Genomic DNA, 13,105 nt, shown 5'->3' with positions numbered 1-13,105 from the left:
GGGGGGCACACCGGTCGGGGGGGGGGGGGCCCGCGCCCCCCCCCCCCGCGGGCCCCCCCCCCCCCGCCCGGGCCCGCGCGAAGCGGGCCTACGTGAAGCGGGCCCACGTGAGCGGGCCCACGTGAAGCGGGCCTACTTGAAGCGCAGCGCCTTGAGCGCCCGCAGGCCGGCGGTCATCACCGCGGCGAACTGCTTGTCGTCCAGGCCGAACGAGGGCGCGATCGGCATCAGCCGCTGGGTCGCGATGGTCTGCGCCTCGGTGAAGCGCAGGATGCCCTCGGCGCCGTGCCGGCGGCCCAGCCCGGAATCGCCCATCCCGCCCATCGGCGAGGCGATCGAGCCGTACGCGGCGGCGTACGCCTCGTTGACGTTGACCGTGCCGGTGCGCAGCCGGGCCGCGACCGTCCGGCCGCGCCGCAGGTCCCTGGTCCAGACGCTGGAGTTGAGGCCGTACGGCGTGGAGTTGGCGGCGGCCACCGCCTCCTCGTCGGTGTCGAAGCGGTAGACGGAGACGACCGGGCCGAAGGTCTCCTCGGCGCAGACCGCCATGTCCGGGGTGACGCCGTCGAGGATGGTCGGCTCGAAGAAGAACGGACCGAGGTCCGGCCGGGCCCGTCCGCCGGCGACCACGGTGGCACCCGCCTTGACCGCCTCGTCGACGTGCCGGGTGGTGGTCTCCAGCTGGCGGACGGAGACCAGCGAGCCCATGTCGGCGCCGTACGCGAGGCCGCCGCCGAGGCGCAGCGCCCGGGTGCGGGCGGCGAAGCGCTCCAGGAACTCGTCGGCCACCGAGCGGTGCACCAGCAGCCGCTCGATCGAGATGCACAGCTGTCCGGCGGAGGAGAAGCAGGCCCGCACGGCGCCGGCGGCGGCCGCGTCGAGGTCGGCGTCGGCGAGCACCAGCATGGCGTTCTTGCCGCCGAGTTCGAGCGAGGCGCCGACCAGCCGGGCGGCGGCGCGCTGGGCGACGTCGCGGCCGGTGCGGGTGGAGCCGGTGAACGAGACGTAGTCGGCGTGCTCCACCACGGCGGGGCCGATCACCGGGCCGTCGCCGATCACGATCTGCCACAGGTCGGCCGGCAGCCCGGCCTCGATCAGCAGCTCGCGGGCCCACAGCGCGGTCAGCGCGGTCTGGGTGTCGGGCTTGTTGACCACCGCGTTGCCGGCCACGAAGGCGGGCAGGGCGTCGCCGACGGACAGCTCCAGCGGGTAGTTCCACGGCGAGATGTGGCCGACCACGCCCTTGGGCCGGCGGGCCTCGACGGCCTGGGTGAGCACCGGCAGCGCGCCGCCGCGCCGCTTGTCCCGGAGGTATCCGTGCGCGGCCCGCCCGTAGTGCCGGGCGGCCATGGCGACGGCCAGCACCTCCTCGAAGGCGTGCAGCCGGGCCTTGCCGGTCTCCGCCTGGACGAGGTCCAGCACCTCGTCCTGCCGCTTGAGCAGCAGGTCGTGGAAGCGCAGCAGGACGGCGGCCCGGCGGCGCACCGGCAGCGCGGCCCAGGCGGTCTGGGCGCGGCGGGCCAGCTGGAAGGCGACCTCGACGTCGGCCGGGGTGGACTGCGGCAGGCTGGCCAGCCGCTCGCCGGTCAGCGGGGCGACGGTCTCCACCAGGTCGGGCTCGCCGGTGGCGGTGACGCCGGTCGCCAGCTTGGCGACCAGGGACGGCGGGACGGCCGCGGCGACGGTCCGCGCGCCGCCGGGTGCCGCCGGGTTGCCCGTGCCGGGGTGTTCGGTGGCCACTGCGTCTGCTGTGAGGTCCGACATACGGCGCAGCCTAGGCGTTCGGCGCCCGGTCCGGTACCCGTCGGTAACAAGAATCTGCCGCAGTCGGGTGAAAGCGGGCGCCTCGACCGGCCCCGGTCAGCGGGTCGGGGTGAAGCTGTTGAGCACGGCGTAGAAGCGCTGCTCGGCCTCGTTCCACTCGCTGCCCCGCTCCGGGCTGGACGAGTAGATCGCGTAGCTGGTGCCGTCCTGGCTGATGAACTCGGTCTCGATCGCGCGCCGGCGGCCGCCCTCCTTGGCCAGGTAGCTGAACTCCCAGACCGCCGCCTCCTGGCCCTTCACCGCCGTGCCGGCCATCCGGTGCTGCTTGTAGTCCTTGAGCGACTTGGAGACGCTGGCCTCCATCTGCCGCATGTGCTCCAGCGGCTTGACCGACTGGCCGACGGTGACGGCGAACTGGAGGTAGTGCACCTTGCCGTCGGGGCTGTAGAAGATCTGGTTGTCGCCGGCGCTGATCCGCTGCCAGGGCGGGGTGCCGTTCGGCAGCGGGAAGCGGAAGCCGGCCGGGTCGTCGACCCAGTGGTAGCCGTTGGGCGGTGCCACCGCGGGGGTGGCGTCGCTGGTGGGTTCGGGCCCGGTGGATTCCGCGGCGGTCGGCGTCGGGTCGTTGGGGCTGTCGCCGCCGACCACGTGCCGGGTGACCAGGAAGGTGCCCGCGGCGGCCAGCAGGCCGACGGCCACCGCGATGCCGACGATCTTCAGCAGGCTGCGGCGCTTGGCCGGTCCCCGCTCGGGCGTGACGGAGTGCGGCACCGGCGCGACGGGCCCGGTGTGCGCCCGGGCAGCGGCCTGTGCGCCCCCGGTGGTGTCCGGTTCGGCGGGCACGGCGGGGACGACGGGGACGGCGGGCGCGGCGGGTGCGGCGGCCTTCGGCTCGGTCGGCTCCTCGGAGCCCTCGGCCGGCTCCGCCTCGGGCACCGGGCCGTCGCTGCGGTCCACCACCGGCACCGACCGGGTGGGCGTGCGCACCGCCGCGACCGACTTCAGGCCCATCGTGTGCCCGGCCTGCACCTCGGCCAGCATCCTGGCCGCCTCGTCCGCGGTGGGCCGCTCGGCCGGGTCCTTGGCCATCAGCGCGGCCAGCACCGGCCCCAGCGGCCCGGCCCGCCGCGACTCCGGCAGCGGCTCGTCGACCACCGCGGCGAGCGTGGTGATCGGCGAATCCCGCCGGAACGGCGACTGGCCCTCGACCGCCGCGTACAGCGTCGCCCCGAGGCCCCACAGGTCGGAGGCCGGCCCGGGCCGCTGGCCCTGGGCACGCTCCGGCGCCAGGTAGTCCGGCGACCCGACCAGGTCCCCCGGCCGGGTCAGCTCGGTCGAGCCCTCGTACTTCGCGATGCCGAAGTCCAGCAGCACCACCCGCCCGGTGCCGCGCTCCAGCAGCACGTTGGCCGGCTTCACGTCCCGGTGCAGCACGCCCAGCTGGTGGCCCCGGTGCAGCGCGGCCAGCACCTGGCTGCCGACCTCGGCGGCGGCGCGCGGCTGCAGGGTGCCGTCCTGGCTGATCACGTCGGCCAGCGAGCGGCCGTCGACCAGCTCCATCACGATCCACGGCCGGCCGTCCTGCTCCAGCACGTCGTGCACGGTGATCACACCGGGGTGCTTGATCCGCGCGGCCGCGCTGGCCTCGCGCTTCATCCGGGTGTGCAGGATCTGGAGGTCCTCCTCGGGCAGGTGGTTGACGGTCAGCTCCTTGACCGCGACCTCGCGGTCGAGCATCCGGTCCCAGGCCCGCCAGACGGTGCCCATGCCGCCCCGGCCGAGCCGCTCGCCGAGCTCGTACCGCCCGGCCAGCAACCGCTCCGCCTCGGCCGCCTCCGGCCGGTCCTGCACGCCCATCTGCGCCCGCTCCCCCACACACTCCGCCAGCCGTCACAGCGACGGAGGGCCTGGTGCAGACCACTGTTCGAACAAATCCCACGCACACATTAGGCGCACCTTGCCGCCCCGGGTAATCACGCCCACCAGCTGAACCGCAGGACCGGAATCCCGGCGGATCGTCAGCCCGCGAACAGCACCACCGCGACAATTCCCAGCGCGAGCAGCGCAAACACTCCACCGACCAACAGCGGGCCCAATAGGGCCGGGGGTATCCGGGGCGGCTTCGCACCGTTTCCTGCCCCGAAGTCCCCGCCGTTCCCGCCCTTTCGGGCACTCCTGCCGCCCCCGGGGCCCCCGGTCCTCCCGCCCCGCCGGCGCGGCTGCCGCGACTCCGGCGGCGCGGGCACCGCGACCGCCGCCGCCCGCTCCTCGTCGACCGGCTCCGGCGCCCCCGCCAGCAGCTCCGCCAGCTCCCCGCGCACCGCCTCCGCCGTCGGCCGCCGCACCGGATCGGCCTGCAACAGCCGCTCCACCAGCGGCCCGAGCGGCCCGCACACCACCGAGGGCTCGCGCCGCCCGTCCCGTACGGCCGTCACCAGCTCCGGCACGTTCCGCTCCGGGTACGGCGCGCGGCCGGTGACCATCCGCTGCACCAGCACCCCGAGCGCCCAGCAGTCGCCCGCCGGGCCGCCGTCCAGCGGCCAACGCTCCGCCACCGGGCCGACCAGGGTCGCCCGCACCTCGTACCGGCGCCGCCCGGCCGGCCCGCCGAGCTCCTCGGCCAACGCCTCCTGCGCCACCCCGGCGAGCAGTCCGCCGAGCATCGCCGCACCGTCCTCGCAGACCAGCACGGACTCCGCGGTCAGGTCGCCGTGGGTCAGCCCGGCCGCGTGCAGCGCCCGCAGCGCGCCGGCCAGGTCCGCCGCCAACTCGGCCGCCCGGTACGGCGGCAGCGGCCCCTCGGCGAGCAGCTCGGCCACCGTCCACCCGGCGGGCCGCTCCTCCACCGTCCACAGCAGCTCGCCCTCGACGAACGCGCCGACCCCCCGCAGCAGCCGCGGGTGCGCGACCGGCGCGGCCGAACCGACCGCCGCCACCCGCCGCACCAGGCGGTCCGCCTGCGCCGCGGCGGCGTCCTCCGGATCCTGCCCCACCGTCAGCAGCCCCGGCAGCTCCAGGGCGCTCAGCAGCACCGATTCTCCGGTCCGCTCGTCCACCGCGTGGGCGCTCAGCGGTCCGGGACGGTCCGTCAGCCGGTACCGTCCCGCCAGCAACAGCTCGGGGCCGCCTCGCATGCCAGTTCCTCTCGCTCGCCGACCAGCCTACTGAGCGGCTCCCTTAGGCTCGATCCATGGACTGGACCGATCTGATCGACACCGCCCTCGAGGCGTCCGGGAACAGCAGCAAGGCCAACCAGGCCGAGGCCGTCCGCGCCATGGAGGCGACCGTCATCGACGGCGAGAAACCGGTCGCCTCCACCGCCGGGCGCCACCCCGAGCACTTCCGCAAGGGAGTGCTCGTGCTGACCACCCATCGGCTCCTGTTCCTGAAGGACGGCAAGCCGCCGGTCCCGGTTCCGCTCGCCGCCGTCAGCGACGTCACCGTGACCCGCACCAAGCTCAACGGCGAAGTGCTCCTGGTGGTGGCGCTCACCGGCTCGCACCGCTTCGAGGACGTGGTCAAGGCCGAGTTCTTCGCCGAGCGGCTCCGGGCCGCCGCCCGCACCGCCCGCAACACCCCGAAGGCCCTGCCCGCCGAACCGGCCGGAGCCGCCACCGGCGAACAGCTCATCAACCAGCTCGAACGGCTGGCCGCCCTGCGCACCTCCGGCGCCCTCACCGAGGACGAGTTCACCCGCGCCAAGCAACGCCTGATCGGTTAGAGCCCGTCTACGGCGCGGGCTGGAAGCTGTTGAAGACGACGTCCCGGACCGGGGCCTGGGCGGCCCACTCGGCGTCCGGGACGATCCAGTAGATCGAGTACCCGTACTTGGCCGGGGTCCCGGTCACGAAGCCGCGGTTGAGCGAGTGCATCCTGGGCGTGCCGTTGGTCCACTCCCAGTCCGCGGCGTTGCTCCACTGCCGGTAGGTGATCGCCGCCAGGTTCAGCCGCTGGTAGTTGGTGACCTGACCGCGGACGCTCGGCTCCGACTCCTGCCAGTCGGCGACCGCGCTCGCACCGGGCGACGTGGTCCACTCGATCCGCAGCTGGCTGCCGTCCGCCGCGTTCTTGAAGATCCTCCGGTTGGCGTCGGACGAGGCCGGCTGCAGACCGTCCGGCAGCACGACCGAGAAGCCGCTCGGGTCCTTGTACTCGTGGTACCCGGCCGGCACGCCCCCCGGCGTGGGCTGCGCCGGGGTCTGGACCGGTGCCGGGGGCTGCACGGGAGCCGCCGGCGCACCGGCCGACTGCGCGGGCGCGTCCGGCACCGCGGCCGGGTCGCCGGTCGGCTGCGGCGCGGGTCCGCCCGCCGGCGGCGCCGCCGCGCTCGGGCTCGACTCCGGCTCCGTACCCGCCGCCGCCGGCGCGGTGGCCCCCGCGCTCTGCGCGGCCCCGCCGCCCGACCCGCCGTCCTCGTTGCCGACCATCCGGAGCACCGCCACCACCCCGGCGATCAGCAGCAGCACCACGATCACGGTCGCGATGGCCAGCCGCCGCCGACCGGTGCGCGGATCGGCCCCGGCCGCCTGGGTCGCACCCATCGTCCACTCACTGGTCACCGGCCGGATCGCCTCCGGCTCCGGCGCCTCCGGCTCCCCGGCCGGCTTCTCGACGGGCTCCTCGTCCTGGGCCCGGCTGCCGACCCGGACCGTCCCCAGCAGCCCGGCCACGGGCCGCTTGCGGCCCTCCTCAGCCTGCTCCGGCTCCTGCTTCGCGGGCTCCGGCGCCGCCTTCTCCACCGGCACCGCGTGCTCGGTGGTCGACTCCGCCCGCGCGGTGGACTCCGCGACCACCCGCTTGAGCATCGACCGGGTCTGCGAGGCGTCCAGCCGCTCGGCCGGGTCCTTCGCCAGCAGCCCCTCGATCACCGGCCGCAGCGGCCCGGCGTTCACCGGCGCCGCCAGGTCCTCGGTCATCACCGCGGTCAGCGTGGCCAGCGCGGAGCCCCGGTCGTACGGCGGCCGGCCCTCGACCATCGCGTACAGCGTGCCGCCCAGCGACCACAGATCGGCCGGCGGCCCGGGCTTCTGCCCGCGGGCCCGCTCCGGCGAGATGTACGAGGGCGCGCCGACCAGCATCCCGGTCGAGGTGACGGAGGCGTCGCCCTCCACACTGGCGATGCCGAAGTCGGTGAGCACCACCCGGCCGTCCTCGCCGATCAGCACGTTGGACGGCTTGACGTCCCGGTGCAGGATGCCCAGCGCGTGCGCCGCGCTCAGCACACCCAGCACGTCCAGCGCGATCTCCGCGGCCCGGGCGGGCTCCAGCGGCCCGTCCTCCCGCACCACGTCGGCCAGCGAGCGGGACTCGACCAGCTCCATGACGATCCACGGCCGGTCGTCCTCGTCGACCACGTCGAAGACCGTCACCGCCGAACTGTGCCGGATCCGCGCGGTCGCCTTGGCCTCGCGCAGCGTCCGGGTGATCAGCCGGTGCTTCTCCTCCTCGTCGACGCTGGCGTTCATCCGCAGTTCCTTGACCGCGACGGTCCGGCCCAGCATCTCGTCCTCGGCGCGCCAGACCGTGCCCATGCCACCGCGCCCGAGCACGCCGTTCAGGCGGTAGCGGCCGGCCAGGAGGCGGCCGGTGGAACCCTTCGCCTGGGTCATTCGGAACGTTCCCCCATGTGCTGCTGGCGGTCGTGGTGACGGCACGTCGGCCCGACCTGGGGCCCGGACGCCCAAGCCTCCATCATCTCCTGTCCGGAGGGCCCGCGACCACCCGGCCCCCGCCACAAGCCGGGACGAACCGGAACGGGCGCGGCGCTCCGTGCTCGATCTGTGATCGAAAACTCGCCAAGATCTGCCCGAACCACTGCTACCGTTCGGCAGCTCATCGTCTTTCCGGGGGGATTCGACGCCCATGACCGCACCCGCGCCGGGCACTGACGGCCCATCGACCCGGCCCCGCACCGCCGAGCACTACTCGGTCGCGCCGCCCCCGGCCGCCCCCGAGGGCTACGTCGCCCCCGGCATGCCCGGTGCCCCCGTGGCCGGTTTCGAACCCACCGAACCCCCGCTCCGGCCCGTCCCCCGCCGCCGCACCGCCCTGGCCGTGGCCCTCGCCCTGCTCGCCATGCTGATCGGCGGCCTGGCCTACGGCAGCGCCCCCCTGCGCGCCGCCGACAGCCTCGGCTGGCTGGCCATCGCCCCGGCCGGCCTGGTCGCCCTCCCCCTCGGCCGCCTCGGCGGCAAGAGCCGCTCGCTCCCCCCGCTCGGCGCCCTCCTCGCCGCCGGCGCCCTCCTCCTCGGCCAACTGATCGAACACCTCCGCCGCCTGCGCGCCGAGGGCCCCGCCCCCCACGGCCTGCTGCACGACATCGTCACCGCCTGGCGCGCCGACCTCCGCCCCCTCGACGCCGCCTTCTACACCATCGCCCTCATCGGCGGCTTCCTCCTCACCCGCCGCACCGCCACCCGGAGCTGACGCCGGCGCCCCTCCCGCAAGCCCCCCGAAAACCCCGAAGGCCCCCGCCGATTCCCGGCAGGGGCCTCCGTCGACACCCGTCAGCGGTGGTCGAGCGCCGGGTTCACCGTCACCTCGACCCGCTGGAACTCCTTGAGCTCCGTGTACCCCGTGGTGGCCATCGCGCGCCGCAGCGCACCGAACAGGTTCATGGTCCCGTCCGGGGTGTGCGAAGGCCCGGTGAGGATCTCCTCGGTGGTGCCGACCGCGCCGAGGTTCACCCGCTTGCCGCGCGGCAGCTCCTCGTGGACGGCCTCCATCCCCCAGTGGAACCCCTTGCCCGGGGCGTCGGTCGCCCGGGCCAGCGCGGCCCCGATCATCACCGCGTCCGCGCCGCAGGCGACCGCCTTCGGGATGTCCCCGCTGTAGCCGACGCCCCCGTCCGCGATCACGTGCACGTAGCGCCCGCCGGACTCGTCCATGTAGTCGCGACGGGCGGCCGCCACGTCGGCCACGGCGGTCGCCATCGGCACCTGGATGCCCAGGACGTTCCGGGTGGTGTGGGCGGCGCCCCCGCCGAACCCGACCAGGACGCCGGCGGCGCCGGTGCGCATCAGGTGCAGCGCGGCGGTGTAGGTGGCGCAGCCGCCGACGATCACCGGAACGTCCAGCTCGTAGATGAACTGCTTGAGGTTGAGCGGCTCGGCGGCGCTGGAGACGTGCTCGGCCGAGACGGTGGTGCCGCGGATGACGAAGACGTCGACGCCGGCGTCGACCACGGCCTTGGAGAACTCGGCGGTGCGCTGCGGCGAGAGCGCGGCGGCGGTGACCACACCGGAGTCGCGGACCTCCTGGATCCGCTGCTTGATCAGCTCGGCGCGGATCGGCGCCGCGTAGATCTCCTGGAGGCGGCGGGTCGCGGTGGACTCGTCGGTGATCGCGGCGATCTCGTCCAGCAGCGGCTGCGGGTCCTCGTAGCGGGTCCACAGGCCTTCGAGGTTCAGCACGCCCAGACCGCCGAGGCGGCCGATCTGGATGGCCTGCTGCGGCGAGACCACGCTGTCCATCGGGGCGGCCAGGAACGGCAGCTCGAAGCGGTACGCGTCGATCTGCCAGGCGATCGAGACCTCCTTCGGGTCCCGGGTACGGCGGCTGGGGACGACGGCGATGTCGTCGAAGGCGTACGCCCGTCGGCCGCGCTTGCCTCGCCCGATCTCGATCTCAGTCACTTCGAGCCCTTCTGCTTTGTTGCTCATGCCCGCGCCGGGTCACCCCGGCCGCACCCCAGTATCCCGTACCGCCGCTGGTCCCGCCCCGACGGCCCACGGCCCGGACACGCCCCGGAGGCCTCCGGCCGCGTCCGGAGCCGCGCCCCCGGGCCGCACCCCCGACGCACGCCGGGCAGCCCGAAGGGCCCGTCGCCGCGGTGCGGCAGCGGGCCCTTCGGGGTTCAGCGGGTCAGCGGGCCGAGTAGTTCGGCGCCTCGACGGTCATCTGGATGTCGTGCGGGTGGCTCTCCTTGAGGCCCGCCGAGGTGATCCGGACGAACCGGCCCTTGCTCTCCATCTCGGCGACGGTGGCGGCGCCGACGTAGCCCATGGTCTGGCGCAGACCGCCGACGAGCTGGTGCAGCACGGCCGACAACGGGCCGCGGTAGGGCACCTGGCCCTCGATGCCCTCGGGGACGAGCTTGTCGTCCGAGGCCACCTCGGCCTGGAAGTAGCGGTCCTTGGAGTACGAGCGGCCCTGGCCGCGGGACTGCATGGCGCCGAGCGAGCCCATGCCGCGGTAGGACTTGAACTGCTTGCCGTTGATGAACATCAGCTCGCCCGGGGACTCCTCGCAGCCGGCCAGCAGCGAGCCGAGCATCACGGTGTCGGCACCGGCGGCGAGCGCCTTGCCGATGTCGCCCGAGTACTGCAGGCCGCCGTCGCCGATGACCGGCACGCCGGCCGCCAGGCAGGCCTGGGCGGCCTCGTAGATGGCGGTGACCTGCGGGACGCCGATGCCGGCGACCACGCGGGTGGTGCAGATGGAGCCGGGGCCGACGCCGACCTTGACGCCGTCCACGCCGGCGTCGATCAGCGCCTGGGCGCCGTCCCGGGTGGCCACGTTGCCGCCGACCACGTCGATCTTGACCGCCGACTTGATCTTCGCGATCCAGGCCAGCGCGTTGTGGCTGTGGCCGTGCGAGGTGTCCACCACCAGGAAGTCCGCACCGGCCTCGACCAGGGCCTGGGCCCGGTCGAACGCCTCGGCGCTGGCACCGACGGCGGCGCCGACCAGCAGCCGGCCCTCGGCGTCCTTGGCCGCGTTCGGGTACTGCTCGGCCTTGACGAAGTCCTTGACGGTGATCAGGCCCTTGATCCGGCCCTCGTCGTCGACCAGCGGCAGCTTCTCGATCTTGTGGCGGCGCAGCAGGGCCATCGCGTCCACCCCGGAGATGCCGACCTTGCCGGTGATCAGCGGCATCGGGGTCATGATCTCGCGGACCTGGCGGCTGCGGTCCGACTCGAAGGCCATGTCGCGGTTGGTGACGATGCCGAGCAGCTTGCCGGCCTCGTCGGCGATCGGCACGCCCGAGATGCGGAACTTGGCGCACAGCGCGTCGGCCTCGGCCAGGGTGGTCTCCGGGCCGACCGTGATCGGGTCGGTGACCATGCCGGACTCGGAGCGCTTGACCAGGTCGACCTGGTTGGCCTGGTCCTCGACCGACAGGTTGCGGTGCAGCACGCCGACGCCGCCCTGGCGGGCCATGGCGATGGCCATGCGCGACTCGGTCACCTTGTCCATCGCCGCGGACAGCAGCGGGATGTTGACGCGCACGTTCCGGGAGACCCGCGAGGAGGTGTCCACCTGGTTCGGCAGCACCTCGGAGGCCCCGGGCAGCAGCAGCACGTCGTCGTACGTGAGCCCGAGCATCGCGAACTTCTCGGGTACGCCTGCGGCGTTGTAAGACATTTGGGGGGTACCTTCCGTGGCCGGCCTTATCCGCTCACGCCCGAGGGTGGGGGCGCATTCATCGCTCACTCGCGCAGACCGCCGAAGCCGGATGCAATGGGAGGATCCTCCAAGGGGACCCAGAGCGCACCCGTCAAACTTTGGCAACCCGCCCAGGCGCCGATACCCCATGGTACTGGCACCGCGAATGTGTCCTCGTGTGCCCTTGACAACAACCCGGCCCCGTGGCTCATTCCGCCCGGAAACGGTGGAAAGAGTGCGGATCGGGACGGGCGGCCGGATCGGGGGACCCGATCAGGAGGACTCCTCCGCGAGGGCCCGCAGCCGGCTGAGCGCCCGGTGCTGGGCGACCCGGACGGCGCCGGGCGACATCCCGAGCACCTCGCCGGTCTCCTCCGCCGACAGCCCGGCGGCCACCCGCAGCAGCACCAGCTCGCGCTGACGGGCCGGCAGGTTGGAGAGGAGTTCCTTCGCCCAGGCGGCGTCGCTGCTCAGCAGCGCCTGCTCCTCGGGGCCGAGCGCCTCGTCCGGCACCTCGGGCAGGTCGTCCTGCGGCACGACGGTCGAGCCGGGTCCGCGCATCGCGGCCCGCTGGAGGTCGGCGATCTTGTGCGCGGCGATCCCGTACACGAAGGCCTCGAACGGGCGCCCCTGGTCCTTGTACCGGGGCAGCGCGCAGAGCACGGCCACGCAGACCTCCTGCGCGACGTCGTCCACGTGGTGCCGGGCCCCGCCGGGCAGCCGGACCAGCCGGGCGCGGCAGTACCGCAGCGCCAGCGGGTGGACGTAGGCGAGCAGCGCGTCGATCGCCGGGCCCTCGCCGCGGACCGCGGCCGCGACCAGTTCGCCCATCAGCGGCGAGCCGCCCGTGCCGAGCACCGGCGGGCGGTCCGGGCCGGTCATGCCGACGGGAGCGTCGGAGTCGGCGTACGACGGATCACGGCCCGGACCGGAGGGCTCGGCCTCCGCCGGGTCCGCCTGGCCGGCCGTACCGGCGACGTCGTCGCGCATCGGTCCATGGTGCCTGGTCGAGCGGGAAAACGCGGCACCGCGTCCGGAGTTGTGCACCGGAACGTTATGCGCTGCGGCACCGTAGGGCGTGCCCCGCACCACCGGCCCCTCCTGCACCGTGCCGCCTCCCGCCCCGCCGCGATCGGTGGTGGTCCCGTCCGTCGCGCCGTCCGCCGAGTGTCCTGCGGCTGCGTGGTTCGCCGCAGTGCCTGTCCGCTGGTCCCCGAGGTGCTCCACTCCTCCATGGTGCAACCTCGGGACCGTAACGTCACACGCCTGTGCGGCACCCGCTCCGGGAACCGCCGGCGGCACGCCGCACCCGGCGGCGCCGCCGGTGGTCAGCGGACCAGGCCCCAGCGGAAACCCAGCGCCACCGCGTGCGCCCGGTCGGAGGCCCCGAGCTTCTTGAACAGCCGTCGGGCGTGGGTCTTGACGGTGTCCTCGGAGAGGAACAGTTCACGGCCGATCTCGGCGTTGCTGCGGCCGTGGCTCATGCCCTCCAGCACCTGGATCTCACGCGCCGTCAGCGTCGGCGCCGCGCCCATGTCGGGGCTGCGCAGCCGGCGCGGGGCGAGCCGCCAGGTCGGGTCGGCGAGGGCCTGGGTGACGGTGGCCCGCAGCTCGGCGCGCGAGGCGTCCTTGTGCAGGTACCCGCGGGCGCCGGCGGCCACCGCGAGCGCGACGCCGTCGAGGTCCTCGGCGACGGTGAGCATGATGATCCGCGCGCCGGGGTCGGCGGACAGCAGCCGCCGGACCGTCTCGACCCCGCCGAGGCCGGGCATCCGGACGTCCATCAGAACGAGATCGGAGCGGTCGGCCACCCAGCGGCGGAGGACCTCCTCCCCGTTCGTCGCGGTGGTGACCCGGTCCACACCGGGTACGGTCGCGACCGCGCGGCGAAGCGCCTCGCGGGCGAGCGGGGAATCGTCGCAAACGAGAACGGAAGTCATGACCGTCGTCCTCC

Annotated in this window: 10 protein-coding genes; 2 read left to right on the top strand and 8 right to left on the bottom strand. The window is 74.3% G+C overall.

Annotated features, from left to right (window positions below):
* Positions 1–132 precede the first annotated feature (132 nt).
* The 3 genes from ACFVHV_RS35425 to ACFVHV_RS35415 all read right to left on the bottom strand — a co-directional run bounded on the left by ACFVHV_RS35425 (position 133) and on the right by ACFVHV_RS35415 (position 4,898).
* Complete coding sequence (locus ACFVHV_RS35425) at positions 133–1,764, bottom strand: succinic semialdehyde dehydrogenase (protein ID WP_359911240.1); 1,632 nt, start codon at positions 1,762–1,764, stop codon at positions 133–135.
* A 96-nt stretch (positions 1,765–1,860) separates the two neighbouring features.
* Positions 1,861–3,621: a protein kinase gene (locus ACFVHV_RS35420; RefSeq protein WP_380356910.1), complete on the bottom strand. Its 1,761-nt coding sequence runs from the start codon at positions 3,619–3,621 to the stop codon at positions 1,861–1,863.
* Positions 3,622–3,782: 161 nt separating this feature from the next.
* Entirely contained in the window at positions 3,783–4,898 is a 1,116-nt protein-coding gene (locus ACFVHV_RS35415) for a protein kinase (protein WP_380356907.1), read from the bottom strand.
* A 56-nt stretch (positions 4,899–4,954) separates the two neighbouring features.
* Between ACFVHV_RS35415 and ACFVHV_RS35410 the strand changes: the two genes are divergently transcribed.
* Positions 4,955–5,485 (top strand): SHOCT domain-containing protein, encoded by a 531-nt coding sequence (locus ACFVHV_RS35410; protein WP_359911231.1) that lies wholly within the window; start codon positions 4,955–4,957, stop codon positions 5,483–5,485.
* A 7-nt stretch (positions 5,486–5,492) separates the two neighbouring features.
* On the opposite strand, the gene ACFVHV_RS35405 is transcribed toward ACFVHV_RS35410, so the two are convergent.
* Positions 5,493–7,373 carry a serine/threonine-protein kinase gene (locus ACFVHV_RS35405; RefSeq protein ID WP_380356905.1) on the bottom strand — a complete coding sequence of 627 codons (1,881 nt, stop codon included), beginning with the start codon at positions 7,371–7,373 and terminating at the stop codon, positions 5,493–5,495.
* A gap of 253 nt (positions 7,374–7,626) precedes the next feature.
* On the opposite strand from ACFVHV_RS35405, the gene ACFVHV_RS35400 reads away from it, so the two are divergent.
* Entirely contained in the window at positions 7,627–8,190 is a 564-nt protein-coding gene (locus tag ACFVHV_RS35400) for a hypothetical protein (RefSeq protein ID WP_380356902.1), read from the top strand.
* A gap of 80 nt (positions 8,191–8,270) precedes the next feature.
* Here the strand turns inward: ACFVHV_RS35400 and ACFVHV_RS35395 are convergent, their stop codons facing one another.
* From ACFVHV_RS35395 to ACFVHV_RS35380, 4 genes are all read right to left on the bottom strand, one after another.
* Positions 8,271–9,398 (bottom strand): GuaB3 family IMP dehydrogenase-related protein, encoded by a 1,128-nt coding sequence (locus ACFVHV_RS35395; RefSeq protein ID WP_380356899.1) that lies wholly within the window; start codon positions 9,396–9,398, stop codon positions 8,271–8,273.
* A 229-nt stretch (positions 9,399–9,627) separates the two neighbouring features.
* Complete coding sequence (gene guaB, locus ACFVHV_RS35390; protein WP_359897484.1) at positions 9,628–11,130, bottom strand: IMP dehydrogenase; 1,503 nt, start codon at positions 11,128–11,130, stop codon at positions 9,628–9,630.
* A 294-nt stretch (positions 11,131–11,424) separates the two neighbouring features.
* Complete coding sequence (gene shbA, locus ACFVHV_RS35385) at positions 11,425–12,033, bottom strand: RNA polymerase sigma factor ShbA (protein WP_380356914.1); 609 nt, start codon at positions 12,031–12,033, stop codon at positions 11,425–11,427.
* 446 nt (positions 12,034–12,479) lie between these two features.
* Complete coding sequence (locus tag ACFVHV_RS35380) at positions 12,480–13,091, bottom strand: response regulator transcription factor (RefSeq protein WP_014136228.1); 612 nt, start codon at positions 13,089–13,091, stop codon at positions 12,480–12,482.
* Between the last annotated feature and the right edge of the window lie 14 nt (positions 13,092–13,105).

Origin of the sequence: Kitasatospora sp. NPDC127116, assembly GCF_042677365.1 — a bacterium.
In the GTDB taxonomy this organism is placed as follows: domain Bacteria; phylum Actinomycetota; class Actinomycetes; order Streptomycetales; family Streptomycetaceae; genus Kitasatospora; species Kitasatospora lactacystinica.
This window is presented reverse-complemented; position numbering and strand designations above follow the sequence as displayed.